27 protein-coding genes are annotated in these 23,859 nt (G+C 68.7%); 14 read left to right on the top strand and 13 right to left on the bottom strand.

Annotated elements, in window-relative coordinates:
• Window positions 1-159 precede the first annotated feature (159 nt).
• Window positions 160-1,572, top strand: a complete 1,413-nt coding sequence (gene rho / locus AC1DYP_RS03900; protein WP_477034462.1) for a transcription termination factor Rho — start codon at window positions 160-162, stop codon at window positions 1,570-1,572.
• A 112-nt stretch (window positions 1,573-1,684) separates the two neighbouring features.
• On the opposite strand, the gene AC1DYP_RS03895 is transcribed toward rho, so the two are convergent.
• Together AC1DYP_RS03895 and AC1DYP_RS03890 are read right to left on the bottom strand one after the other, a co-directional pair.
• The gene (locus AC1DYP_RS03895; RefSeq protein WP_477045214.1) at window positions 1,685-2,650 is read right to left on the bottom strand and encodes a quinone oxidoreductase family protein; all 966 of its coding nucleotides are present in this window, start codon (window positions 2,648-2,650) and stop codon (window positions 1,685-1,687) included.
• A gap of 5 nt (window positions 2,651-2,655) precedes the next feature.
• Window positions 2,656-3,363 (bottom strand): dienelactone hydrolase family protein, encoded by a 708-nt coding sequence (locus AC1DYP_RS03890; RefSeq protein ID WP_477045213.1) that lies wholly within the window; start codon window positions 3,361-3,363, stop codon window positions 2,656-2,658.
• Between the two features lie 127 nt (window positions 3,364-3,490).
• On the opposite strand from AC1DYP_RS03890, the gene AC1DYP_RS03885 reads away from it, so the two are divergent.
• From AC1DYP_RS03885 to AC1DYP_RS03860, 6 genes are all read left to right on the top strand, one after another.
• The gene (locus AC1DYP_RS03885) at window positions 3,491-3,748 is read left to right on the top strand and encodes a DUF6489 family protein (RefSeq protein WP_477045212.1); all 258 of its coding nucleotides are present in this window, start codon (window positions 3,491-3,493) and stop codon (window positions 3,746-3,748) included.
• A complete protein-coding gene (mnmE, locus tag AC1DYP_RS03880) occupies window positions 3,745-5,088 on the top strand; it encodes a tRNA uridine-5-carboxymethylaminomethyl(34) synthesis GTPase MnmE (RefSeq protein ID WP_477045211.1) in 1,344 nt (447 codons plus the stop codon). The genes AC1DYP_RS03885 and mnmE overlap by 4 nt, the downstream gene beginning before the upstream one ends.
• A 167-nt stretch (window positions 5,089-5,255) precedes the next feature.
• Window positions 5,256-7,112 (top strand): tRNA uridine-5-carboxymethylaminomethyl(34) synthesis enzyme MnmG, encoded by a 1,857-nt coding sequence (mnmG, locus tag AC1DYP_RS03875; protein WP_477045210.1) that lies wholly within the window; start codon window positions 5,256-5,258, stop codon window positions 7,110-7,112.
• Window positions 7,112-7,777, top strand: coding sequence for a 16S rRNA (guanine(527)-N(7))-methyltransferase RsmG (gene rsmG / locus AC1DYP_RS03870; protein ID WP_477045209.1), 666 nt, complete (start codon window positions 7,112-7,114; stop codon window positions 7,775-7,777). The genes mnmG and rsmG overlap by 1 nt, the downstream gene beginning before the upstream one ends.
• Entirely contained in the window at window positions 7,761-8,573 is an 813-nt protein-coding gene (locus tag AC1DYP_RS03865; RefSeq protein WP_477034455.1) for a ParA family protein, read from the top strand. The genes rsmG and AC1DYP_RS03865 overlap by 17 nt, the downstream gene beginning before the upstream one ends.
• A gap of 86 nt (window positions 8,574-8,659) precedes the next feature.
• On the top strand, window positions 8,660-9,553 hold the full coding sequence (locus tag AC1DYP_RS03860) for a ParB/RepB/Spo0J family partition protein (RefSeq protein ID WP_477045208.1): 894 nt from the start codon (window positions 8,660-8,662) through the stop codon (window positions 9,551-9,553).
• A gap of 252 nt (window positions 9,554-9,805) precedes the next feature.
• Here the strand turns inward: AC1DYP_RS03860 and holA are convergent, their stop codons facing one another.
• The 4 genes from holA to AC1DYP_RS03840 all read right to left on the bottom strand — a co-directional run bounded on the left by holA (window position 9,806) and on the right by AC1DYP_RS03840 (window position 14,663).
• Entirely contained in the window at window positions 9,806-10,858 is a 1,053-nt protein-coding gene (holA, locus tag AC1DYP_RS03855; RefSeq protein ID WP_477045207.1) for a DNA polymerase III subunit delta, read from the bottom strand.
• 12 nt (window positions 10,859-10,870) lie between these two features.
• A complete protein-coding gene (gene lptE / locus AC1DYP_RS03850; RefSeq protein ID WP_477045206.1) occupies window positions 10,871-11,383 on the bottom strand; it encodes an LPS assembly lipoprotein LptE in 513 nt (170 codons plus the stop codon).
• 3 nt (window positions 11,384-11,386) lie between these two features.
• A complete protein-coding gene (gene leuS / locus AC1DYP_RS03845) occupies window positions 11,387-13,987 on the bottom strand; it encodes a leucine--tRNA ligase (protein ID WP_477045205.1) in 2,601 nt (866 codons plus the stop codon).
• Between the two features lie 148 nt (window positions 13,988-14,135).
• A complete protein-coding gene (locus AC1DYP_RS03840; protein ID WP_477034450.1) occupies window positions 14,136-14,663 on the bottom strand; it encodes a DUF3576 domain-containing protein in 528 nt (175 codons plus the stop codon).
• Window positions 14,664-14,943: 280 nt separating this feature from the next.
• Here AC1DYP_RS03840 and AC1DYP_RS03835 point away from each other — a divergent pair, with 280 nt between their 5' ends.
• Window positions 14,944-15,339 carry an NtrZ family periplasmic regulatory protein gene (locus AC1DYP_RS03835; RefSeq protein WP_477034449.1) on the top strand — a complete coding sequence of 132 codons (396 nt, stop codon included), beginning with the start codon at window positions 14,944-14,946 and terminating at the stop codon, window positions 15,337-15,339.
• Window positions 15,340-15,371: 32 nt separating this feature from the next.
• On the opposite strand, the gene AC1DYP_RS03830 is transcribed toward AC1DYP_RS03835, so the two are convergent.
• Window positions 15,372-16,001, bottom strand: coding sequence for a thiamine phosphate synthase (locus AC1DYP_RS03830; protein ID WP_477045204.1), 630 nt, complete (start codon window positions 15,999-16,001; stop codon window positions 15,372-15,374).
• On the opposite strand from AC1DYP_RS03830, the gene AC1DYP_RS03825 reads away from it, so the two are divergent.
• Window positions 16,000-16,644 (top strand): YggS family pyridoxal phosphate-dependent enzyme, encoded by a 645-nt coding sequence (locus tag AC1DYP_RS03825; protein ID WP_477045203.1) that lies wholly within the window; start codon window positions 16,000-16,002, stop codon window positions 16,642-16,644. The two genes, AC1DYP_RS03830 and AC1DYP_RS03825, sit on opposite strands and share 2 nt — an antisense overlap.
• Here AC1DYP_RS03825 and AC1DYP_RS03820 read toward each other — a convergent pair.
• Window positions 16,641-17,171, bottom strand: coding sequence for a L,D-transpeptidase family protein (locus tag AC1DYP_RS03820; protein ID WP_477045202.1), 531 nt, complete (start codon window positions 17,169-17,171; stop codon window positions 16,641-16,643). The two genes, AC1DYP_RS03825 and AC1DYP_RS03820, sit on opposite strands and share 4 nt — an antisense overlap.
• Window positions 17,172-17,256: 85 nt before the next feature.
• Between AC1DYP_RS03820 and AC1DYP_RS03815 the strand changes: the two genes are divergently transcribed.
• Window positions 17,257-17,943, top strand: coding sequence for a response regulator transcription factor (locus tag AC1DYP_RS03815; protein ID WP_477045201.1), 687 nt, complete (start codon window positions 17,257-17,259; stop codon window positions 17,941-17,943).
• A gap of 57 nt (window positions 17,944-18,000) precedes the next feature.
• Window positions 18,001-18,270 (top strand): hypothetical protein, encoded by a 270-nt coding sequence (locus tag AC1DYP_RS03810; protein ID WP_477045200.1) that lies wholly within the window; start codon window positions 18,001-18,003, stop codon window positions 18,268-18,270.
• 56 nt (window positions 18,271-18,326) lie between these two features.
• On the opposite strand, the gene secB is transcribed toward AC1DYP_RS03810, so the two are convergent.
• Entirely contained in the window at window positions 18,327-18,821 is a 495-nt protein-coding gene (gene secB / locus AC1DYP_RS03805; protein ID WP_477034445.1) for a protein-export chaperone SecB, read from the bottom strand.
• A 161-nt stretch (window positions 18,822-18,982) separates the two neighbouring features.
• Between secB and timA the strand changes: the two genes are divergently transcribed.
• From timA to AC1DYP_RS03790, 3 genes are read left to right on the top strand one after another with little or no spacing between them, the layout of a single operon-like run.
• Window positions 18,983-19,582 carry a TIM44-related membrane protein TimA gene (gene timA, locus AC1DYP_RS03800; protein ID WP_477034444.1) on the top strand — a complete coding sequence of 200 codons (600 nt, stop codon included), beginning with the start codon at window positions 18,983-18,985 and terminating at the stop codon, window positions 19,580-19,582.
• Complete coding sequence (locus tag AC1DYP_RS03795; protein ID WP_477045199.1) at window positions 19,579-20,721, top strand: MltA domain-containing protein; 1,143 nt, start codon at window positions 19,579-19,581, stop codon at window positions 20,719-20,721. The genes timA and AC1DYP_RS03795 overlap by 4 nt, the downstream gene beginning before the upstream one ends.
• A 5-nt stretch (window positions 20,722-20,726) precedes the next feature.
• Window positions 20,727-21,266, top strand: coding sequence for a Smr/MutS family protein (locus AC1DYP_RS03790; RefSeq protein ID WP_477045198.1), 540 nt, complete (start codon window positions 20,727-20,729; stop codon window positions 21,264-21,266).
• A gap of 119 nt (window positions 21,267-21,385) precedes the next feature.
• Here AC1DYP_RS03790 and AC1DYP_RS03785 read toward each other — a convergent pair whose 3' ends face one another.
• The 4 genes from AC1DYP_RS03785 to hisH are packed head-to-tail and all read right to left on the bottom strand — an operon-like array spanning window position 21,386 to window position 23,851.
• A complete protein-coding gene (locus tag AC1DYP_RS03785; RefSeq protein WP_477045197.1) occupies window positions 21,386-21,709 on the bottom strand; it encodes a phosphoribosyl-ATP diphosphatase in 324 nt (107 codons plus the stop codon).
• Window positions 21,706-22,488 (bottom strand): imidazole glycerol phosphate synthase subunit HisF, encoded by a 783-nt coding sequence (gene hisF / locus AC1DYP_RS03780; RefSeq protein WP_477045196.1) that lies wholly within the window; start codon window positions 22,486-22,488, stop codon window positions 21,706-21,708. Before hisF ends, AC1DYP_RS03785 begins: the two co-directional genes overlap by 4 nt.
• Window positions 22,488-23,222 carry a 1-(5-phosphoribosyl)-5-[(5-phosphoribosylamino)methylideneamino]imidazole-4-carboxamide isomerase gene (hisA, locus tag AC1DYP_RS03775; RefSeq protein ID WP_477034439.1) on the bottom strand — a complete coding sequence of 245 codons (735 nt, stop codon included), beginning with the start codon at window positions 23,220-23,222 and terminating at the stop codon, window positions 22,488-22,490. Before hisA ends, hisF begins: the two co-directional genes overlap by 1 nt.
• Window positions 23,210-23,851 carry an imidazole glycerol phosphate synthase subunit HisH gene (gene hisH, locus AC1DYP_RS03770; RefSeq protein WP_477045195.1) on the bottom strand — a complete coding sequence of 214 codons (642 nt, stop codon included), beginning with the start codon at window positions 23,849-23,851 and terminating at the stop codon, window positions 23,210-23,212. Before hisH ends, hisA begins: the two co-directional genes overlap by 13 nt.
• Window positions 23,852-23,859 lie beyond the last annotated feature (8 nt).

The raw sequence follows: 23,859 nt of genomic DNA, 5'->3' as shown, positions 1-23,859 counted from the left end.
TGACGCGCCCCCGGAGCCTCTCGCTTCGAAGGTCTGTCCCCCGATCGATACGCGCCGTCGTCATGGCGCGACCTGCTCGCCGCCTCACCGCGACGAGTCCGTTTTAGAACCAAGGCTCGGCTCGCATCCCCGCGGGCCGCGCGACGTTGAGTGTCAACTATGACCGACCAAACCGAAAACCAATCCGAGACCGAAGAGCCCGTCATCGACACGACGGCCGAGGTTTCCAGCGATCCGCAGGACGCGCCCGAAGGCGACGGCGGCGACGATGAATCCGAAGTGGGCGCCACCGTGGCGGCCATGGGCCTGAAGACCATGTCCCTGCAGGAGCTGAAGGAGAAATCCCCGGCCGACCTGCTGGCCTTCGCCGAGACCTTCGAGGTCGAGAACGCCAACTCCATGCGCAAGCAGGACATGATGTTCGCGATCCTGAAGACCCTCGCCGAGGAAGGCGTGGAGATCTCGGGCTCGGGCACGATGGAAGTGGTGCAGGACGGCTTCGGCTTCCTGCGCTCGCCGGAAGCCAACTATCTTCCGGGTCCTGACGATATCTACGTGTCGCCCTCGCAGATCCGCAAGTTCGGCCTGCGCACCGGCGACACCATCGAGGGCGCCATCCGCTCGCCGCGCGAAGGCGAACGCTACTTCGCCCTGACCGGCGTCTCGAAGATCAATTTCGAGAGCCCGGACAACGTCAAGCACAAGGTCCACTTCGACAACCTGACGCCGCTCTATCCCGAAGAGCGCCTGCACATGGAACTGCCCGATCCGACCATCAAGGATCGTTCGGGCCGGGTCATCGACATCGTCGCCCCGCTGGGCAAGGGCCAGCGCTGCCTGATCGTCGCCCCGCCGCGGGTCGGCAAGACGGTGATGCTGCAGAACATCGCCAAGTCGATCGAGACCAACCACCCCGAGTGCTACCTGATCGTCCTGCTGATCGACGAGCGCCCGGAAGAAGTCACCGACATGCAGCGCACGGTGAAGGGCGAGGTCATCGCCTCGACCTTCGACGAGCCGGCGACCCGCCACGTGCAGGTGGCCGAGATGGTCATCGAGAAGGCCAAGCGCCTGGTCGAGCACAAGCGCGACGTCGTCATCCTGCTGGACTCGGTCACGCGTCTGGGCCGCGCCTACAACACCACCGTCCCGTCGTCGGGCAAGGTGCTGACCGGCGGCGTCGACGCCAACGCCCTGCAGCGCCCCAAGCGCTTCTTCGGCGCGGCGCGGAACGTCGAGGAGGGCGGCTCGCTGTCGATCATCGCCACCGCCCTGATCGACACCGGCAGCCGGATGGACGAAGTGATCTTCGAAGAGTTCAAGGGCACCGGTAACTCGGAAATCGTCCTGGACCGCAAGGTCGCGGACAAGCGCATCTTCCCGGCCATCGACGTGCTGAAGTCCGGCACCCGCAAGGAAGAGCTGATCACCCCGCGCGACCAGCTGCAGAAGACCTACGTCCTGCGCCGCATCCTCAACCCGATGGGCGCCTCGGACGCCATCGAGTTCCTGCTGGAGAAGATGCGCCAGTCGAAGACCAACGGCGATTTCTTCCAGAGCATGAACACTTAAGCTTGGTGTTTCACGTGAAACACGAAGGGCGGCTGGAGCAATCCAGCCGCCCTTTCTTTTAGCTCCTCCCCTGTGGGGGAGGTGGCCAAAGGGCCGGAGGGGGAAGTCGCGCCTACGGGATCAGCAGCGTCGCCCCGGTCGTCCGCCGTCCCTCCAGCGCCTCGTGCGCCGCGCGGGCGTCCGCCAGCGGGAACGTCTGCCCGACCTCGATCTTCACCGCCCCCGACGCCAGCACCGCGAACAAGGCCGCCGCACTCTCATCGAGTTCGGCCGTCGTGCCGATGTAGTCGAACAGGCGCGGCCGGGTCAGGAACAGCGACTTGGTTCCCAGCTCCAGCGGCGCGATCGCCGGGGCCGGACCCGAGGCGTTGCCGAAGGTCGCCAGGATGCCGCGCCGGCCCAGGCTCTTGAGGCTGGCCTCGAAGGTGTCCTTGCCGACCCCGTCATAGACCACGGCCACGCCCTGGCCGCCGGTGATCTCCGCCACCCGGGCCGCGACGTCCTCCTCGCCGTAGAGGATCACATGGTCGGCGCCGTGATCGCGGGCGAGGGCGGCCTTGGCCTCCGAACCCACCGTGGCGATCACGGGCGCGCCCAGCGCCTTGGCCCATTGCACCAGGATGGAGCCGACACCGCCGGCGGCCGCGTGGATCAGAACGGTCTGACCGGGTTCGACCTCGTGGCAACGGCGGACCAGGAACTCGGCGGTCATGCCCTTGAGCAGGACGGCCGCGGCGGTCTCCAGGCTGACCGCATCCGGGACCTTCACCGCGCGATCGGCCGGGACCACGGCGGCTTCGGCATAGGCGCCGAGCGTGCCGTTATAGGCGACACGGTCGCCGGCCTTGAACCGGGTGACGCCTTCGCCCAGCGCCTCGACGACGCCCGCCGCCTCCAGTCCAAGGACCGCCGGCATCTTCATCGGGTAGAGGCCGCTGCGGTGATAGGTGTCGATGAAGTTCAGACCCACGGCCTGGTGGCGGACCAGGATCTGGCCAGGACCCGGCGAGGGGACGGGCAGGTCGACGGCTTCGAGCACTTCGGGGCCGCCGGTGCGGACGGCTTGTATGGCCAGCATGACGGTCAGCCCAGGTTGGACTTGAAGAAGGCCAGGCTGCGGGCGTTGGCCCTACCGGCGTCGGCCGCGTCGTAGTGCGCTCCGCCCACCCGCGCAAAGGCGTGGTCGCGGCCTGGATAGGTATGGATCTCGATCTGAGGGTGATCCTTCAGCGCGTCGAGGATCACCTTCTGGGCCTCCTTCGGCACGAACTGGTCTTCCTCGGCGATGTGGATCAGCAGGGGTCGCGCCAGCTTCTCGGCCTCGGCCACGTACTTGTCGGTTCCGACACCGTAGTAGGAGACGCTGGCGTCCGCGTCGGTGCGGGTCGCCGTCAGGAAGGCCAGCAGGCCGCCCAGGCAATAGCCGACCGCGCCGATCTTGCCGTTGACGCCGGGCAGGGCGCGGGTGGCGGCGATCGTCGCGGCGATGTCCGAAACGCCGGCGTCGACGTCGAAGGCGTTGTAGAGCTCGAACGCGCGCTTCCAGTCGGCTTCGCTCTGATCGGTGATGTCGATGCCCGGCTCGATGCGCCAGAACAGGTCGGGACAGACGGCGACGAAGCCCTGGGCGGCGATGTCATCGCAGACGTCGCGCATGACCTTGTTGACGCCGAAGATCTCCTGGATGACGACGATGGCCGGAGCCGACGCCGCCGCCGAAGCCATTGGGGGGCGGGCGACATAGGCCGAGAAGGCGCCGTCGGGCGTGGTGATCGTGAGGGTCTCGGACATGGGGCTCTCCGTATCCAGGCATGGATCTTCAGGGCGTCGATGGGACTTTCGACCGAAGCGCTCTAACGTGCGCCGTTGCGGTCGAGGCATAACAACATCGTGCTTCCGCGGCAGGGAACCCCAGATCATGAAGATGACCATTGAGATTGACTGCACGCCGGTGGAGGCCCGCGCCTTCCTGGGCCTGCCGGACGTGAGCGCCCTGAACGATCACCTGGTCAAGGAGATGCAGGATCGCATGACCTCTAACATGGCCATGCTGGCGCCCGAGGAGCTGATGAAGAACTGGATGGCGTTCGGGGCGGGGGCCCAGGACCAGTTCCGCAAGTTGATGACCGCGGCGGCCGGGGCGGCGGTCGGCGGTATGGGCGGCAAGTCCGAATGAACGACACGATCTACGCGCCGGCCACGGGCGCGGGCAGGGCGGCGGTTGCCGTGGTCCGGGTCTCTGGGCCGCGCTCCGCCGACGCCGTGCGCGCGCTGGCGGGCGATCTGCCCAAGCCGCGTCGTGCGGCCCTGCGCCAACTGACCCGCGACGGGGTCGCCCTCGACGACGCTCTGGTGCTCTGGTTCCAGGGGCCGGCCAGTTATACCGGCGAGGACGCCGCCGAGTTTCACGTGCACGGCGGTAGGGCCGTGGTCGAGGCTTTGCTTGAAGCCCTCGCCGCCGAGGGTCTGCGCCTGGCCGAGCCAGGCGAGTTCACGCGGCGAGCCTTCGAGAACGGCAAGCTGGACCTGACCCAGGCGGAGGGCGTGGCCGACCTGATCGACGCCGAGACCGAGGCGCAGCGTCGCCAGGCGCTGGGTCAGCTGGGCGGCGCGTTGAGCCAGCGCTACGACGCCTGGCGCGGTCTGCTGGTCCAGGCTTTGGCCATGCTCGAAGCCGCGGTCGACTTCCCGGACGAGGAACTGCCCGAGGATGTCGCGGCTCGCGCTCGCCCCGGACTGGCGGCCTTGGAGGCCGAGATTGGGGTGGCCTTGGAGGATTCTTCGCGGGGCCGCCGTGTCCGGGACGGCTTCCGGATCGCCCTGGTCGGCGCGCCAAACGCCGGCAAGAGCACTCTGCTGAACGCCCTGGCCGAGCGCGACGCGGCCATCGTCACCTCAACGCCGGGCACCACCCGCGACATCATCGAGGTCCCGTTGACCCTCGGCGGCTACAAGACCTTGCTGGCGGACACCGCCGGTCTGCGCGCCACCGAGGACGCCATCGAGGCCGAGGGCGTGCGCCGGGCGCGGGCCTGGGCGGCCGAGGCTGACCTCCGTCTCTGGGTTATAGACGCCGCCATGTTCCACGTGAAACAGGACGAGGAGCTGGCGGTGGTTCAGCCCGGCGATTGGGCTGTGATCAACAAGATCGACTTGGTCGACGCGTATCGTCTGGAGGAGTTGCGGGAAGTCCTGTCGACCCGTGGCTTGGCGGTGATCGAACTGGCCGCCCGCAAACCGGGCGGTACGGAGCAGGCGAGGGCGGCGCTTACGGCGCACGTGGTTGACGCCCTGTCTGGCGCGGAGTTCCCGGCCGCCACTCGTATCCGCCACGCTGAAAGTCTGACCGAGGCGCGGGCCTATCTTCAGCGCGCGCTTTCCGATGTCGGGCTCGAGGTTGAGCTCGCCGCCGAGGATGTGCGACTGGCCGCGCGGTCGCTGTCGCGGATCACCGGGCGCATCGATCCGGAAGACGTGCTGGATCGAGTGTTTTCAACCTTCTGCATCGGGAAGTGATGTTTCACGTGAAACATCGGCTTGAACTGTCCACAGGCTGATCACAGATGTCTCGGGCGTGTTTCACGTGAAACACCCGGGACCGACTCGCCGCTGCGGGGAGTCTCGCGTATAAGGCTAACACGCCCCCGCCGAGACGGGGGCGTTCGCATTCGAGGCGCGCAAGCTTGTCCAACACTTGGGATGTCATTGTCATCGGCGGCGGTCACGCCGGCTGCGAGGCCGCCTCTGCGTCGGCCCGCGCCGGCGCGCGCACCCTGCTGCTGACCCACAAGCGCGAAACCGTCGGCGAGATGTCGTGCAACCCGGCTATCGGCGGCCTGGGCAAGGGCCACCTGGTCCGCGAGATCGACGCCCTGGACGGCCTGATGGGCCGGATCGGCGACAAGGCCGGCATCCAGTACCGGCTGTTGAACCGCTCCAAGGGCCCCGCCGTGCGCGGCCCGCGCTCGCAGATCGACCGCAAGCTCTATCGCGAAGCCATGCAGGCCGAGCTGTTCACCTATCCGAATCTCGACGTGATCGCGGCCGCGGCCGAAGACCTGATCGTCGAGGACGGCGTCGTGGCTGGGGTGATCGACGGGGAGGGCGGGATCTACCGCGCTTCTCGTGTTGTCCTGACCACCGGCACCTTCCTGAAGGGCGTCATCCATCAGGGCGAGACCCGCATCTCGGCCGGCCGGGTCGGCGACGCGCCGTCGATCGGCCTGTCGGACCGGCTCTACGCCCTGGGGTTCGACATGGGCCGCCTGAAGACCGGCACCCCCGCGCGCCTGGACGGCAAGACCATCGCCTGGGATCGCCTGGAGATGCAGGCCGCCGACGAGAAGCCCGAGCCGTTCTCGTTCCTGACGACCCACGTGGACGTGCCGCAGATCCAGTGCGGCATCACCTACACGACGGCGCAGACCCACAAGATCATCGCCGAGCGCCTGGGCGAGTCGGCGGTCTATGGCGGTCGCGCCACCGGGATCGGCCCGCGCTATTGCCCGTCGATCGAGGACAAGGTCGTCCGCTTTGCCGACAAGACCAGCCACCAGGTGTTCCTGGAGCCGGAAGGCCTGGACGACGACACCGTCTATCCGAACGGCATCTCGACCTCGGTCTCGGCCGAGACCCAGCTGCTGTTCCTGCGCACCATGCCGGGTCTCGAGAACGTCGAGGTCATCCGGTACGGCTATGCGATCGAGTATGACTATGTCGATCCGCGCGAGCTCTACCCGACCCTGGAGACCAAGCGTCTGACCGGGCTCTACCTGGCGGGCCAGATCAACGGCACGACGGGCTACGAGGAAGCCGGAGCCCAGGGCCTGATGGCCGGGCTGAACGCGGCGCTGGCGGCGCAGGGCCGGGAGCCCGCCGTCTTCGCCCGCGACGAGGCCTATATAGGCGTGATGATCGACGATCTGGTCACCCGGGGCGTCACCGAGCCCTATCGGATGTTCACCAGCCGCGCCGAGTTCCGCCTGATCCTGCGGGCCGACAACGCCGACCAGCGCCTGACCGACAAGGGCCTGGCCCTGGGCGTGGTGGGTCCGGTCCGCGGCGAGTTCTGGGCGGCCAAGAAGGCCGAGCTGGAAACCGTTCGCGCCTTCGCCCGGTCGGTCACCCTGACCCCGGCCGAGGCCAATCGCGCCGGCTTCAAGGTCAATCACGACGGCCAGCGTCGCGATGTCCTGGCCATGCTGGCCCTGCCCGATGTCACGCTTGACGGCCTGACCGCGGTATGGCCGGAGATTTCCACGTGGAGCCCGATGGCTCGCGAGCAGATCGAGATCGAGGCGGCCTATGCCGGCTATCTCGACCGCCAGCGCAACGACGCCGAGGCCTTCCGCAAGGAAGAGGACCTGCGCCTGCCGGCCGATCTGGACTACGGCCTGGTCGGCAGCCTGTCGAACGAGGTACGCGAGAAGCTGGCGCGCGTGAAGCCCCTGACCCTGGGCCAGGCGGCGCGGATCGAAGGTGTGACGCCCGGGGCCCTGACCGCGCTGCTGGCCCACGTCCGCCGCGCGAAGGCCGCTTGATGTCGGCTGTCGTTTCGCCCCTGGTCATCGAGGACCTCGATCCCGTCGACGCCGCCGCATTCCAGCGGCTGACGGGCTGTTCCGACAGCCAACTGGCCGATCTTGTGCGGTTCCAGGCCCTGCTCGCCGAGTGGAACGAAGTGATGAACCTGGTGGGTCCGGCGACGATCGCCACCTACTGGAACCGTCACGCCTGGGACAGCGCCCAGCTGCTGCAGCTGGCGCCGGGCGCCAGGACCTGGGCCGACCTCGGGGCCGGCGCCGGCCTGCCCGGCGTGGTGCTGGCGATCCTGCTGAAGGACACGCCGGGGGCCAAGGTCCACCTGGTCGAGAGCATGGCCAAGCGTTGCAAGTTCCTGCGGGCGGTCGTCGACGCGCTGAACCTGCCCGCCGAGATCCATAACGCCCGCGCCGAAGAGCTGGACCTGAAAGTCGACATCGTGACCGCGCGCGCCTGCGCGCCGATGGTCAGACTGCTCGGGTACGCCCAGCCCTACCTGAAGCGCGGCGCGGTCGCCTGGTTCTTGAAGGGACAAGATGTCGCTTCGGAGCTGGCCGAGGCCGCTACATATTGGAAATTCGAGTCGACCCTGCGGTCATCCCTGAGCGACCCGCGAGGCCAGATCGTGCAAGTGAAGGGGCTTAAGAGTGTCCGTAAAGTCTGACCAACCGCTGCGCGTCCTCGCCATCGCCAACCAGAAGGGCGGGGTGGGTAAGACCACGACCGCGATCAATCTGGGCACCGCCCTGGCGGCCTGCGGCGAACGCGTGCTGCTGATCGACGCCGACCCGCAGGGCAACTGCTCCACCGGCCTGGGCATCACCCGCATGCAGCGTCGGACCACCCTTTATGACGTGCTGATGGGCGAGAAGCCGGTGGTCGATGCGGCGGTGCCGACCGAGCTGCCAGGCCTGGACGTGATTCCCGCCGATGCCGACCTGTCGGGCGTGGAGATCGAGCTGGGCCAGCAGGCGCGGCGTTCCTACCGCCTGCGCGACGCCTTGGAGCCGCTGCGCGCCAACGGCCCCTACACCTATGTGCTGATCGACTGCCCGCCGTCGCTGAACGTGCTGACCGTCAACGCCATGACCGCCGCCGACGCGGTGTTCGTGCCGCTGCAGTGCGAGTTCTTCGCCCTGGAAGGCCTGACCCAGCTGATGCGGACCATCGAGCGGGTGCGGGGCAGCCTCAATCCCAAGCTCGAGATTCAGGGCGTGGTTCTGACCATGTACGATCGCCGCAACAGCCTGTCGGATCAGGTGGCCAAGGATGTCCGGGAGCACTTCGGCGACAAGGTGTATGACGCGGTCATACCGCGCAACGTCCGGGTGTCGGAGGCGCCGTCCTTCGGTAAGCCCGTCTTGCTCTACGACCTCAAATGCGCCGGCAGCCAGGCCTATCTGCGGCTGGCGCGCGAGGTGATCAGCCGCGAGAAGTCGAGACTCTCCCAGGCGGCCTGAGGTCCGTCTGAGGATAGCCATCCAAGTCATTGTCCAAATTGAGTATCGAGCGCGTGAAGGAGTCGGTCGTGGTGGGAGAGCCGGGGATGTCTGAAGGTCGTCGTGGTCTGGGTCGCGGCCTTTCCGCCTTGCTCGGCGAAGTCGATTCCGCGCCCGCCCAAGCCCCGGGCGACACCGGCGCCGGCTCGCGCGAGGCGCCAATCGAACTGATCCGCCGCAATCCCGATCAGCCGCGCCGGACCTTCCGCGAGGAAGACCTGGTGGAACTTTCGGACTCGATCCGCGAGAAGGGCGTCCTGCAGCCGATCCTGGTGCGACCCGCGCCGGGCGCTCCCGGCGAATACCAGATCGTCGCCGGCGAGCGCCGCTGGCGAGCCGCCCAGCGCGCCGGCCTGAAGACCATCCCGATCATGATCCGCGAGCTGGACGATCTGGCGGTGCTGGAGATCGGCATCATCGAGAACGTCCAGCGCGCCGACCTAAACGCCCTGGAAGAGGCGCTGAGCTACAAGGTGCTGATGGACAAGTTCGGTCGCACCCAGGAGGCGATCGCCCAGACCGTGGGCAAGAGCCGCAGCCACGTGGCCAACACCCTGCGCCTGCTGGCCCTACCCGAAGCTGTGCAGTCATACCTGACCTCAGGCGAACTGACCGCCGGCCATGCCCGCGCGATCGCCTCGTCCCCGGACCCGACGGTCCTCGCCCGCGAGGTCATCGCCAAGGGCCTGTCGGTGCGCGACGCCGAGGCCCTGGCCCGGCGCACGCCGAACGCCGACGGCGAGGTCCGCGCCAAGTCGAGCGGCGGGCGGCCGCCGAAGTCGAAGGACACCGACACCCAGTCGCTGGAAGCCGACCTGTCGTCGCTGCTCGGCCTCGATGTCGAGATCGACGATCGCGGCGGCGCCGGCGCCCTGACCATCCGCTACGCGACGCTCGAGCAACTGGACGATCTCTGCAACCGTCTGACGCGGGGCGCTTGAGGCCTTCTTCGAGGGTCCTCTGTCGCGCACGGAAGGCGGCTCGACCGTGTCCCTGGTCGAGCTGTTCGCCAGAGTTGACCCCTCAGGAACGCCAATTCTCGTGCAAGCTGCTGAAAAACCAAAGGAAACGGCGTGCTCGGCCGATAATTTGGTCGGGGCCGCCGAAAGCCGAAATCGGCAGATTCCTGTGGATGAAGACGCAGACGGTTTGACGAAGCCGGCGACTCGCTGATCGAAGCAAGCGCGTCGGCGCTAGAGCCCCAGCCGCCGAGCCTTGCCGGCGATCTGCAGGGCCAGGCGCTCGGAGATCAGCTGGTCGGGCGAGCCGGACGTCTTGCAGGCCTTGTCGGCCGCCAGCACCTCGGCCTGGACCACCAGCAGGTGATCCAGGGTCCAGGCCCGGGCCTGGCGCAGGAATTCGCGCTCGCTCTTCCAGAACACGCCCGAGGCCTTGGCGGCGGCCGCCAGGTCGACGCCGTTCTTGTGCAGGGTCAGGGTGCGGCGCAGACGGCCCAGGTGATAGCCCATGGCCCGCACGGCCGCGGGTCCGCCTTCGCCCTCGGCGGCGGCGCGGCGCAGGCCGGCCTGGGCGGGGCCCACACGGCCGCCGAACGCGTCGATGGCGGCGTCGCCCAGCGAAGCCTCGGGCTCGACGCCCAGGAAGTCGGTCAGATCGGCCGGCGTGGCCACGACGCCGCTGCCGGGCTTCAGGTAGAGGGCCAGGCGCTCGATCTCGGCGCGGGCCACGCCGCGCTCCTTGGGCAGGCGCGAGACGAACAGGTCCAGGGCCTCGCCGTTCAGGCTGACCTTGTCCTTGGTCAGGGTCTCGCGGGTCAGCCGTGCCAGGTCGCCGGCCTCGTCCTCGTAGCAGGGGATCACCGCCGCGCCGCTGGCCTTCTCGGCGACCTTGCGCAGGGTGGAGTCGCGACCCAGGGCGCCGGCCTCGATCAGGAAGAAGGCGTCCGGGTTCAGCTGGCCTTCGACATGGCGGGCGAGGGCTTCGGCCGCCTGCTTGTCGGGGCCGCCCTTCTCGCCGGTCAGGCGCAGGCGCACCAGGCGCCGGCCCCCCATCATCGACAGGGCCGAAAGCTCGTCCTCCAGCTTGCCGGCCTGGCTGTCCAGGTCGCTCTCGGTCAGCTGGGCGGTGTCGAACGGATCGTCGGGGCGCGCGAACAGCTTGTTGACCAGCTGGTCGGCGCGGTCGCGCACCACGCCGCGATCGCGGCCATAGATGACCACGGCGCGGATGTCGGCGGCCGGATCCCGCAGGAAGCGTTCGATATCCGGTCGTTTCGACAGGATCATGGCGAAAAGATCCTAGGCCTTGGCCTTGCCCGCGAGCCAGGTGGCCAGTTCCAGCTGGATCCTGCGCGCCAGTTCCGTGGCGGCGCGTTCCTGGCTGTCTTCCTGGGCGGCGATGGAGGCGTACGGCTGGTCGGCGGAGTCATAGGTCACCGCCGCGCTGGTGGTGCCGCCCCGTACGGCCTTTCCGGTCTTGGAATCCATCAGGAACCAGTTGGCGGTGAGGCTCAGCTCGTAACGGTTGGCGACGTTGTCGACGCGGACGCCGCGCGCGTAGCGCTGTTCCTTGATGGTGTAGACTAACCGATGGGACGGCAGCACGTTGACGTCGCGCGCGAAGGCGTCGTCCAGCTTTTCGCGCAGCAGGTAGCCGGCGCGACCCGGGGGCGCGACCACCTCGATGGCGCTGAGGCCCTTGGTGACCGACTGGGGGCCATACAGGGGCGTGAAGCCGCAGGCCGACAAGCCGAGGGCGGCGATGGCCAGAAGAGCGGCGGTGAGGGTGTTGGAGAGCGGGAAACGCTTCATGGATCAGCCGGCCACGATGTTGACGATACGGTCTTTCACCACGATCACCTTGCGAACGGTCAAGCCCTCAAGGTGGCCCAGCACGGCGGCGTCCGCCAGAGCGATTTTCTCGACCTCGGCCTCGGCCGTGCCGGCCTTGACCTTGATCTCGCCGCGGCGCTTGCCGTTGATCTGGATCGGCAGCACGCGCTCGTCGTCGGCGGCCAGGGCGGGATCCGCCTTGGGCCACGGCGCGTCGACGACCATGCCGGCCTTGCCCAGGTGGGCCCAGGCCTCTTCGGCCAGGTGGGGCGTGAACGGCGAGATCAGGCGAGCCAGGATCTCCAGGGCCTCGGCGCGGGCCGCCAGGACGCCCTGGGACGCGGCGCTTCCATCAGCCTGGGCGGCCGGCGCGGCCTTCAGCATGTTCAGGAACTCGTACAGGCGCGCCACGCCGCTGTTGAAGCGGAAGCCCTCGATGGAGTCGGTCACGAAGCCGATCAGGCGGTGAGCGCCCTTGCGCAGGGCCACGGCCGCCGCGTCGGCGTCGTCATGGGCGAAATCGCCGGCCGGCTGGCTCTCGAACTCGTTCCAGACCCGATGGGTGAAGCGCCACGAGCCTTCGACGCCGCTGTTGGTCCACTGCACGTCGCGCTCGGGCGGGCTGTCGCTCATCACGAACAGGCGCGCGGCATCGACGCCGTAGGCCTCGAAGATATCCTCGGGGGCGACGACGTTCTTCTTGGACTTCGACATCTTCTCGATGTCGCCGATGGTGATCGGCTCGCCCGTCGTCGCGTGCTTGGCCGAGCGGGCGTTGCCCTCGACGGCGATGACCACGTCCGAGGGTTCGACCCACTCGCCGGCGGTGTTCTTGTAGGCCTCGTGGGTGACCATGCCCTGGGTGAACAGGCCGGCGAACGGCTCCTCCACCGAGACCAGGCCCTCGTCCTTCAGGGCGCGGGTGATGAAGCGGGCGTACAGCAGGTGCAGCACCGCGTGCTCGACGCCGCCGATATACTGGTCGACCGCCATCCAGTGGTCGGCCGCGGCCTTGTCGATCGGCTCGGCGGCGGTCGGATCGGTGAAGCGGGCGAAGTACCAGCTGCTGTCGACGAAGGTGTCCAGCGTGTCGGTTTCGCGCTCGGCCTTGCCGCCGCAGGTCGGGCAGGTGGTGTGACGCCAGGTCGGGTGGCGCAGCAGCGGGTTGCCCGGCTTGTCGAAGGCGACGTCGTCGGGCAGCACCACCGGCAGCTGGTCTTCCGGCACGCCGACGGGGCCGCAGGCCGCGCAATGGATGACCGGGATCGGACAACCCCAATAGCGTTGGCGCGAGACGCCCCAGTCGCGCAGGCGATAGACCGTGGCGCCCTGGCCCTGGTCCATGGCCTCGATGCGGCTCACCGCCTCGGTCTTGGCGGCCTCGATGTCCAGGCCGTCCAGGAATTCCGAATTGAAGATCGCGCCGGGGCCGACATAGGCCTCCTTGCCGACCTGGAAGGTCGCGGCGTCCTCGCCGGGGGGCAGGACGACGGGCAGCACCGGCAGGTCGTACTTGCGGGCGAAGTCCAGGTCGCGCTGGTCGTGGGCCGGGCAGGCGAAGATCGCGCCGGTGCCGTAGTCCATAAGGATGAAGTTGGCGATCCAGACCGGCAGGGTCAGGGTCGGGTCCAGCGGATGGACGACGCGCAGGCCGGTGTCGCGGCCCAGCTTCTCGGCGCCCTCGATGTCGGCCTCGGACGTGCCGCCCTTGCGGCATTCGGCGACGAAGGCGGCCACGGCCGGATCTGCCGCCGCCAGCTGCTCGGCCAGCGGATGCTCGGGGGCGATCCCGACGAAGCTGGCTCCGAACAGGGTGTCGGGGCGGGTGGTGTAGACTTCCAGGCCGTCGGCGTGGCCGGCGGGCGCGGCTCCATCGAACTTGAACGTGAACCGCAGGCCCTTGGACCGGCCGATCCAGTTCTCCTGCATGATGCGGACCTTCTCGGGCCAGCGATCCAGGGTCTTCAGGCCGTCGATCAGGGCGTCGGCGTAATCCGTGATCCGCAGGAACCACTGGGTCAGCTTGCGCTTCTCCACGGTCGCGCCCGAGCGCCAGCCCTTGCCGTCGATCACCTGCTCGTTGGCCAGGACGGTCATGTCGACCGGATCCCAGTTGACCGAGGCCTCCTTGCGATAGACCAGGCCGCGCTTCAGCAGGCGCAGGAACCAGGCCTGCTGCTTGCCGTAGTATTCCGGGTCGCAGGTGGCGAACTCGCGCGACCAGTCGACCGACAGGCCCAGGGCCTTCAACTGCTCGCGCATGGCGGCGATATTGTCGTAGGTCCAGCCCTTGGGGTGGACGCCGCGCTCCATGGCGGCGTTCTCGGCCGGCATGCCGAAGGCGTCCCAGCCCATCGGGTGCAGCACGTTGAAGCCCTGGGCGCGCTTGTAGCGGGCCACGACGTCGCCCATGGCGTAGTTGCGCACATGGCCCATGTGGATGCGCCCTGACGGATAGGGGAACATCTCGAGCACGTAGTACTTCGGACGCGCATCGGGGGTGATCGGCGTCAGGAAGGTGTTCGCGGTCGCCCAGGCGGCGCGCCACTTCGGCTCGGTGTCTTTGGGATTGTAGCGGGCCATGAAACCAGACTGTAGGTGCGGGGGCTCGCGCCTCAGGCGCGTTCCGCGGAAGTCATAAGCGGTTTCGGCCGGGGCGCGGTTCTAAAAGTGCGAACGGGAGCCGTTTGTCGCCAGGACAAAGGGCTCCCGCGAAGAACCAGGAAAGGCCCTAGTTCTTGATGTTGGAAAGTCGAAGCTGACGGGCGCGGGTCAGGATGGCGTTCTCGACGTCGGTCGCCGTCTGTTCGGTGGCGGCGGTGTCGACCCAACCGCCGCTGGCGTCCTTGACCTGCTTGAAGATCGTGACGTTCAGGCCGTCGGCCCGCAGGCGGGTGTCCAGGATGTAGACGGTCGCCTTGAAGCGCTCGTCCGGCTTTTCCGGATTGGTGTACCAGTCGGTGACGATCACGCCGCCGTAGGGATCGGCCGAGGCCAGGGGCATGAAGGCCAGGGTGTCCAGGCTCGCGCGCCACAGGAAGCCGTTGACGCCGATCGCGCCGGCTTGCGGAGCCGACTTGGAGCCGCCGCGACCCTTGAAGGGATTGAAACCCGGATCGCTGTCTTGGGTGACAAAGGTTCCGCCGCCCTTGTTGCCGCCACAGGCCGAAACGCCCGTCAGAACAGTCAGCGCCAGAACGCCAGCGGCGACGCCGCGCAACACCGACCCACGCTCAAACGCCATAGTACCTCGCTCCAATGTATCAGCCGGCGCTTGCGCGCACCCAGGCGCGCCCCCGCAGCCGGAAGCGGTCTATAGCATGGTCGCGCTGCGTCAAAACAGGAATCGCGTGGCAGGACCGCCACAGGCGCCGCTTGAATCGACTCTTGCGACCCTGAGTCCAATCCAACTGCGGTTGACCGCGTTGTACTAGGGTCTTTAATCGATGTTCAGGGAGCCGGCTCCTATATAGGGTTTGACTCTATGAGGCGCGGGTTGGGGATTGGGTTCGAGTAATATGTTCGCCGCACGGTATTTCATGGCAGGGGCCGCCGCGCTGATCCTGATGGGATCGGCTTCGGGCGTGTATGCCCAAAGCAAGCCGCGCACGAGTTCGCCCGACTTCGCCGTGAAGAGCGACTTCAGCAATTCGACTCCGATCGCGCCGTTCAACCCGCAGCAAGGCCCGAAGAAGTCCCTGAAATGGGACGACAAGAAGGGCAAGTGGGGCCTCAAGCTCGATCTCGAACAGCCCGTGGGCCGCGAGATGGAGGGACGGGACGTCCAGGCCGGCGCCTACTACAGCGTCACCCCGTCGATCCGCGTCGGCGGCGCCGTGGCCCTGGGCGACCAGAACCCGGCCCTGGCGGCCCGCAAGAACGAGATCCAGGAGCCCGCGCCCCGGGTGAAGCTGGAAACCGCGTTCAAGTTCTAAGTCCCGGCTAGGCGTCCAATCAGGCGCCCCAATCAGGCGCTGAGCGCCTCCACCGCCGCGATCCCGACAATCCCCGTGTCCAGCAGCAGCGTCGCCGTATCCGCGCGCACGCCGCCCAGAGCATAGACCGGCGTCTCCACCGCCTCCACGATCCGTTTCAGGCCCTCCACGCCCAGCGGCGCGCCCGCCGAAGGGCTGTTGCTGGGGAAGATGGGCGAAACCACCAGCGCGTCCGCTCCCGCCCCGGCGCCGGCCAGGGCCGCCTCCATGTCATGGGCGGCCAAGGAGATCAGCCAGTCAGGATGGGCCGCGCGCAGGCCGGACAGGGTCGGGACCAGGCGTTCGGGCAGGTGAACGCCGTCGGCCTCGACCTGCAGCGCCAAGGTCTCGTCCGCGCCGACCAGCAGCCTCAGGCCACGCCGCCGGGTGATCTCGCGCAATCGGGCTCCCCGTTCCGCCGCGTCCGACGCGCCAAAGGCCCGGAACACCACGGCCGCGCCGGCCGGTAGGCGCTCGGCGACCCGCTCGGGATCGGGCGTGCGCTCGGGATCGGTGAAGAACAGCAGGTTCGGCAGCGGCTTTCCGCGCACCGGCCATGGGCGAAGGCGCGCGACCGTTCTAGACAGGGCCTCCATCTGGTCGATCACGTGTTCCGAGCCCATGTCTGACGTCTACGCCTCCATCCAATCCCGCATCCGCGCCGCCGCCGTGGCCGCCGGCCGCCCGGCCGATGCGGTCACCCTGGTGGCGGTGTCCAAGCTGCAGCCCTGGGACCATATCGCGCCCATTCTCGACGCGGGCCAGCGGGTGTTCGGAGAAAATCGCGTCCAGGAGGCCATGGGCCGCTGGAGCGAGCGCCGGGGCGAGATCGAGCTGCGCCTTATCGGGCCCCTGCAGAGCAACAAGGCTCGCGACGCCGTGGCCTTCTTCGACGTGATCGAGAGCCTGGACCGCGAGAAGCTGGCGCGCGTGCTGGCCGACGAGGTCCAGGCCCAGGGCAGGGCGCCTCGGCTGTTCGTCCAGGTCAACACCGGCGAGGAGCCGCAGAAGGCCGGCGTGACGCCCGGCGGGGCCGACGCCTTCATCGCCCTGTGCCGGGGCCTGGAGCTGCCCGTGGAGGGCCTGATGTGCATTCCGCCGGCCGACCTGGACCCCGCCCCGCATTTCCGCCTGCTGGGCCAGATCGCGGCCCGCAACGGGCTGGAAAAGCTTTCGATGGGCATGAGCGACGATTTCGAGACCGCCATCGCCTGCGGCGCGACCTCGGTGCGCGTGGGTTCGGCGCTGTTTGGAAGCCGGACCTAGGTCGCGGCGATCTCGACCGCGTCGCCGGGCTTTGCGATCGCCAGCAGGGCCTCGACATCCTCCCGCGCCAGGGCCACGCAGCCCTCGGTGCCGGGATAGCCGTCGCGCGCCAGGTGCAGGAAGATCGCCGAGCCCAAGCCGGGGACCGGCGGGTCGTCGTTGTGGCCCAGCACCACCACTAGGTCGTAGACGGCGTCGTCGCGCCACAGCCGCTCGGCGCTGGCCGGGTAGGGCAGTTTGACCGGCTGGTTGTAGGCCGGGTCGCCCGGTGCGTCGCACCAGCCGTCGTCCGGCGCGATCGGCCTGGTCTTGAGCGCGGTCGCCGGGCCGTCAGGATAGACGTCGGGGCGGAAAAGCACGTAGCGGATCGGCCAGACGCCCGTCGGGCTGCGATTGTCGCCCTCGCGCTTGTCGGCTCCGGCGATCGTGCCGGCCTTGCCGAGCGCGGCCCGCGTGGACTTGTCGTCCCACTCGATCCGGCCGTCCCAGGGGTTTGAACCATCGGGGCGGGCGCGAAAGATCGTCAAGACGAGGTCTCCAAGGGCGTTGCGTGGCGCCGGGAGCGAGAACCGCCCTTGGCGCCGGGGGCCGCAGCGGTGCATGTTCCCGCTCATGGCGCAACGCAAAACCCTTCTCCTGGTCGACGACGACGATGATCTGCGCGGAGCTCTGGCCGAGCAGCTCGCCCTCCACGAGGAGTTCGCGGTCGCCGAGGCTCCGACGGCCGGCGAGGGCGTGCGGATGGCCAAGGAGCTCAAGCCCGACCTGGTCCTGCTGGACGTCGACCTGCCCGACATGGACGGCCGCGAGGCCTGCCGCCTGATGCGCAAGAACGGCGTCACCGCGCCGGTGATCATGCTGACGGCGGCGGCCAGCGACAGCGACACCATCCTGGGCCTGGAATCAGGCGCCAACGACTATGTGACCAAGCCCTTCCGCTTCGGCGTGCTGCTGGCCCGCATCCGCGCCCAGCTGCGCAGCTACGAGGCCTCGGAAGACGCCCTGTTCCGCATCGGCCCCTACGAGTTCCGGCCGTCGGCCAAGCTGCTGGTCGACGAGAAGCAGAAGAAGGTCCGGCTGACCGAGAAGGAAACCAACATCCTCAAGTACCTCTATCGCGCCGGCTCCAAGCCGGTGTCGCGCGAGGAGCTGCTGACCGAGGTCTGGGGCTACAACGCCGGGGTCACCACCCACACGCTGGAGACCCACGTCTATCGCCTGCGCCAGAAGATCGAGCCCGACCCGGCCGTGGCGCGGATCCTGATCACCGAGATGGGCGGGTATCGGCTGCAGCCGTAGCGTTAAAGTTCAAGGCATGCGCATACTCGCCCTAAGGGACACTACCTGGGGGCGGAGATGACGTTACGCGATTGGATCGAAATAGTACTGGCGATAACCATCCCCGCCACGGTGGTAGGGATGATATTGAACAGAATACTCACAAATAAGGGCCTCGGTGTTCGGGCCATACAGTTCCTAGCAGTGTCACTAGGCATTCCGATAATAGCCATATTGGCGCTGGAAAAGGCCCTGGAAGGTGCCGTTGTTGGAACGCTCCTCGGCGGAATATTCGGCTATCTTTTGTCGAATATATCTAACTACGACAAGCCTCAGGCGGACACATGAAAAAGCCCCGGCCGCTGCTGCGACCGGGGCTTTTGTCTTCAGCGCTCTAGGCGTGATCAGGCGTTGCCGACCACCACGCCCTCGGCCTGAGCCTTGCGTGCCGCGTAGACGCCGGCGAAGTCGATCGGATCGATCAGGAAGGGCGGGAAGCCGCCTTCGGTGGTGACGTCCGAGATCAGGCGGCGGGCGTAGGGGAACAGGAAGCGCGGGCACTCGATCAGCAGCACCGGCTCCAGCTGGTCTTCCGGCACGCCGGCGATGTGGAACAGGCCGCCGTACATCACCTCGACGTGGAACACGGGCTGTTCGTCGCGGGTGGCGCGGGCCGACAGCTTCAGGTCCACTTCGAACAGGCCGTCGGGACGGCCGCGGGCGTTCATCTCGACGCCCATGTCGATGGCCGGCGGAGCGCCGCCGGCGCGCAGGGAGTCGGGGGCGTGCGGGCTCTCGAAAGAGAAGTCGCGCACGAACTGGGCGATGATGCGGATGCCCGTTTCGGTGGCCGCGGAGTCGTCCGAAGCGGCGGGCGGAGCGGCGGTCGTGTCGGTCATGTGCGATAAATCCGTATTCGGCGTCGAAATTGGCCGCTAGGAGAGAGCCGGGCTGCTAACACGCGGGCGGCTGGCGCGCAACGCCAGGCGCCTGACGCGCGAGCCCGTTATCGCCTATATAGGCAATGGGCGGCGCCTTGGCCGAGTGAGCGGAAAATATCGTGTTTGAATGGATTATCCTGGCGGCCCTGGCCGCGGTCATCCTCTACCAGCTCTACGCCACCCTGGGTCGCCGGGTCGGACGTCAGCCGGAGGACGCCCCCGCGGTGGTTCCCGCCAACGCCCCGACGCGTGACCTGAAGGCGCCCGAAGCGCCGCCGGAAGCCCTGTCGGGCCTGGCCGCTCTGCGCGCGCGTCAGGCGGACTTCGACATCGGCCACTTCCTGAGCGGCGCCCGCCAGGCCTACGAGATGATCGTCAAGGCCTTCGCCGCCGGCGAGCGCGAGACGCTGAAGCCGCTGCTGGCGCCGGACGTCATGGCCAATTTCGAGGCCGCCATCGCGGCCCGCGAGGCCCAGAACCGCACCGAGAAGGCCGAATTCCTGGTCACGCCGCGCACCGACCTGGATTCGATCACGGTCGAGGGCGACGTCGCCAAGGCGGTGGTCCGCATCCTGGCCGAGATCCGCACGCGCTCGACCAGCGCCGAGGGCGATGCGGTCGACGACCGCCGCACCGCCGACCTGTGGACCTTCCAGCGCGACCTGAAGAGCAAGAACCCGAACTGGACCCTGGTCCGCGTCGACGTCGCGGAGGCGTGATGCGCCAAGGTTTCGTCGCCGCCGCCTTCGCCCTTCTGGCGCTGGCGGCCTGTACGACCGCGCCGGTTACGCCGACGGGACCGGTGACGCCGGGTCCCGGTCCGACCAACCCGCCCGTTACGCCCACGGGCCCCGGCGCCTTGTCGTTCAACGACCTGGCCGGCTGGTCGCAGGAAGATCACCTCGGCGCCTTGGACGCCTTCCGCCAAGGCTGCGGCGTGGCCAAGGATCTGGCCATGGTCGAGATCTGCCGCAAGGCTCGCGCCGAGCGTCCAGGCGGTGATGACGACGCCCGCCGGTTCCTCGAAGCCAATTTCCGACCCGAGGCCGTCCCTGGCCAGGGCCTGCTGACCGCCTATTTCGCTCCGGAGTACGAGGCGCGGATGTCGCGCTCGGCCGAGTTCAGCGCGCCGATGCGCGGCAAGCCGGCCGATCTGGTCACCCTGGACCTGGCCCAGTTCGATCCGGGCCTGACGGGCAAGAAGGTCGCCGGCGAGATCGAAGGCGGCCAGGTGCTGCCCTATCCCGACCGCGCGGCCATCGAGGCCACGCCCGAGACCCGCCCCCTGGCCTGGATGCGGCCGGAGGACCTGTTCTTCCTGCAGATCCAGGGCTCGGGCATCCTGGTGATGCCGGATGGCCGGCGGGTGCGCGCGGCGTTCGCGGCCCATAACGGCCGCCCGTTCGTCGGCATCGCCACGCCGATGCGCGACAAGGGCCTGCTGCCCGACAACAACACCTCGGGCGACGCCATCCGCACTTGGCTGGCCGACCATCGCGGTCCCGAGGCCGATGCGATCATGCAGCTGAACCCGCGCTACGTGTTCTTCCAGACCCTGCCCGACGACGGCAAGCAGGCGGTGGGCGCGGCGGGGATCCCGTTGCCGGCCGGCCGGGCCATCGCCGTGGACGCCAGCAAGCACGCCCTGGGCGAGCTCTACTGGCTGGACGCCAGCGCGCCGAAGCTGACGGGCGCCTTCCCGACCTATCGCCGCCTGGCGGTGGCGCTGGACGTCGGCGGGGCGATCAAGGGCGACGTGCGGGCCGACCTCTACACCGGCACGGGCGCGGCGGCCGGGGCCGAGGCGGGGCGCGTGCGCCACGCGCTGCGCCTCTACCGTCTGGTTCCCCGAGGCTAGAGGTCGTGAAGCGCCCCCCGCGCCAGGAAGAGCTGCGCCTGTGGGGCATGGTCACGGCCACGGTGAAGGCCAAGTCGACCCAGAAGGCGGCCGGCTGGGCGCCCAAGGCCGAGAAGTCGCCGATCCAACCCACCACGCTGCAGCCGATGGCTCCGCTGCTGGTCGATCCCAAGACGATCAAGCCGGCCGGCGCCAAGCGCGTGCCCGGCCCGCTGGAGGGCATAGAGCCCAACCGCAAGCGCAAGATCGCCCGCGAGCACACGCCGCTGGACGCCCGGCTGGACCTGCACGGCCTGGACCAGGACCGCGCCCGGCCGGTGCTGGAGGCCTTCCTGCGCCGCGCCTGGGAGGACGGCCACCGCGCCGCCCTGGTGGTCACCGGCAAGGGCAAGCTGGGGGTCGGGGTGCTGAAGGCCCGCACGCCCGAATGGCTGGCCGGCCCGGCGCTGCGGGACATCGTGGCGGGGGTGTCGCCGGCCGAGAAGCGGCACGGCGGCGACGGGGCGCTGTACGTGGCGCTGAAGCGTCGGCCGCCGAAAGTTTGATTTAGGTCCTCCCCCTGTGGGGGAGGCGGCCCGAATGGGCCGAAGGGGGGGAGTAGTCCCACCTCGGCGATATCCCCCCACCGATCGCTTCGCGATCGCCTCCCCCATAGGGGGAGGGCCTAAGAGGGGCGCGAAGCCTTCTCGGCGATCCCCGAGGTCCCCTCGCGGGCCTCAAGCTTCTCCGCCACCGCGTCCAGCGAGACGCCCGAAGCCGCCATCAGGGCCAGCCAGTGGTACAGCAAGTCGGCGCTTTCGCTGGCCAGGGCGTCAGGCCCCTGGGCCACCGCGGCGATCACCGTCTCGACGGCTTCCTCGCCCAGCTTCTTGGCGGCAAGGGCGGGGTCGTTCAGCAGCTTGGCGGTGTAGGACGTGGCCGGATCGCCGCCCTTGCGGGCTTCGATCGTCGCGGCCAGGCGCTCCAGAACCTCGAACAGCTTGCTCACGCAGCCCCCTTCAGATCGTCCAGGCGCACGGGGATGCCGGCGTCGGCCATGGCCCGCTTGGCCTCGCCGATGCTGATCTCGCCGAAGTGGAAGATCGAGGCGGCCAGAACGGCGGCGGCATGGCCGTCGCGGGCGGCCTCGACCAGGTGGTCGGTCTTGCCCGCGCCGCCCGAGGCGATCACCGGCACGGTCACGGCGCCGGTCACGGCCTTCAGCAGCGGGATGTCGTAGCCGATCTTGGCCCCGTCGCGGTCCATCGAGGTCAGCAGGATCTCGCCCGCGCCGCGCTCGACCACCTTGGCGGCCCACTCGACCACGTCGATGCCGGTGTCCTTGCGGCCGCCATAGGTCCAGACGTTCCAGCCCGAACCGTCCTCGCGCGCCTTGGCGTCGATGGCCACCACCACGCACTGGGCCCCGAACGCGTCGGCGCCGGCGGCCACCAGGTCGGGGTTCTCGACGGCGGCGGTGTTGACCGAGACCTTGTCGGCGCCGGCCAGGAGCAGGCGGCGCATGTCGCTCACCTGGCGCACGCCGCCGCCGACCGAGACCGGCATGAAGCAGACCTCGGCGGTGCGGGCGATCACGTCGAGGATCAGGCCGCGGCCTTCGCTGGAGGCGGTGATGTCCAGGAACATCAGTTCGTCGGCGCCGGCCGCGTCATAGGCGCGGGCCTGCTCCACCGGGTCGCCGGCGTCGCGCAGGGCCACGAAGTTGACCCCCTTGACCACCCGGCCGTCCTTGACGTCCAGGCAAGGAATGATCCGGGTCTTCAGCATCAGGCGGCCGCTATGGTCAGGGCTTCGGCCGGGCGGATGGTGCCGGCGTAGAGCGAGCGGCCCAGGATGGCGCCGGCGATCTCGACGCCCTCGCGGGCCTTCAGCCGCTCGATGTCGGCCACCGAGGCCACGCCGCCCGAGGCGATGACCGGGATCGAGACCGCGTCGGCCAGCTCGCCCACGCCCTCGACATTGACGCCGGTCAGGGCGCCGTCGCGGCTGATGTCGGTGACGATCAGGGCGGCCACGCCCACATCCTCGAAGCGCTTGCCCAGGGTGATGGCGTCCAGGTCCGACAGGCCGGTCCAGCCGTCGACCGCCACCTTGCCGTCGCGCACGTCGACGGCCACGGCGATCTGCTCGGGCCACAGGCGGGCGGCCTTGCGGACCAGTTCGGGGTCATGGACGGCGATGGTGCCCAGGATCACGCGCGACACGCCGGCCTCGATCCAGCTCTCGATGCCCGCCAGGGTGCGGATGCCGCCGCCCAGCTGCACCGGGATCGAGATCGACTCCAGGATCGACTGCACGGCGGCGGTGTTGACCGACTTGCCCTCGATGGCGCCGTTCAGGTCGACCACGTGCAGCCAGGAGAAGCCGTCCTTGACGAACCGCTCGGCCTGGTCGGCCGGGCTGGTGTTGAAGACCGTGGCCTTTTCCATGTCGCCGTGCAGCAGGCGCACGCACTGGCCGTCCTTCAGGTCGATGGCGGGATAGAGGATCATGGGCGCCATTCCAGGAAGTTGGCGAGCAGGGCGAGCCCCGCGGCTTGGGATTTTTCGGGGTGGAACTGTACGCCCGCCACGTTGCCCTTGGCCACAGCGGCCGTGAAAGGACCGCCGTGATCGGTCGTGGCCAGCACGTCGGCCGGATCGGTCGGCGTCAGGGCGAAGGAGTTGGCGTAGTACATGTGGGCGCCGGTCTCGACGCCCTTGAACAGGGCGTGGTCGCGGGCGAAGGCGATCGCGTTCCAGCCCATGTGCGGAATGGTCAGGGCGGGATCGCGGGGCTCCAGCTTCTTCACCTGGCCGCCGATCCAGTCGAGGCCCGGGGTGACGCCGAACTCCAGGCCCTCGGTGGCCAGGAGCTGGTGGCCCACGCAGATGCCCAGGAACGGCGCGCCCTTGGCGTGCACGGCCTCGTTCATGGCCTCGTATACGCCCGAGGCGTCCAGGCCGGCGCGGCACGAGGCGAAAGCCCCCACGCCGGGCAGGACGACGCGATGGGCGGCGGCCACGATCCCGGGGTCGGCGGTGACAACGATGTCAGCGTCGATCGCGTGGCGGCGGGCCGCCTCGCGCAGGGCTTTTTCGGCCGAGCGCAGGTTGCCCGACCCGTAATCGATCAGGGCGACGGTCTGCATGAAATCAG

The sequence above is a fragment of the Caulobacter sp. P1_D6 genome (genome assembly GCF_056406095.1).
This window is presented reverse-complemented; position numbering and strand designations above follow the sequence as displayed.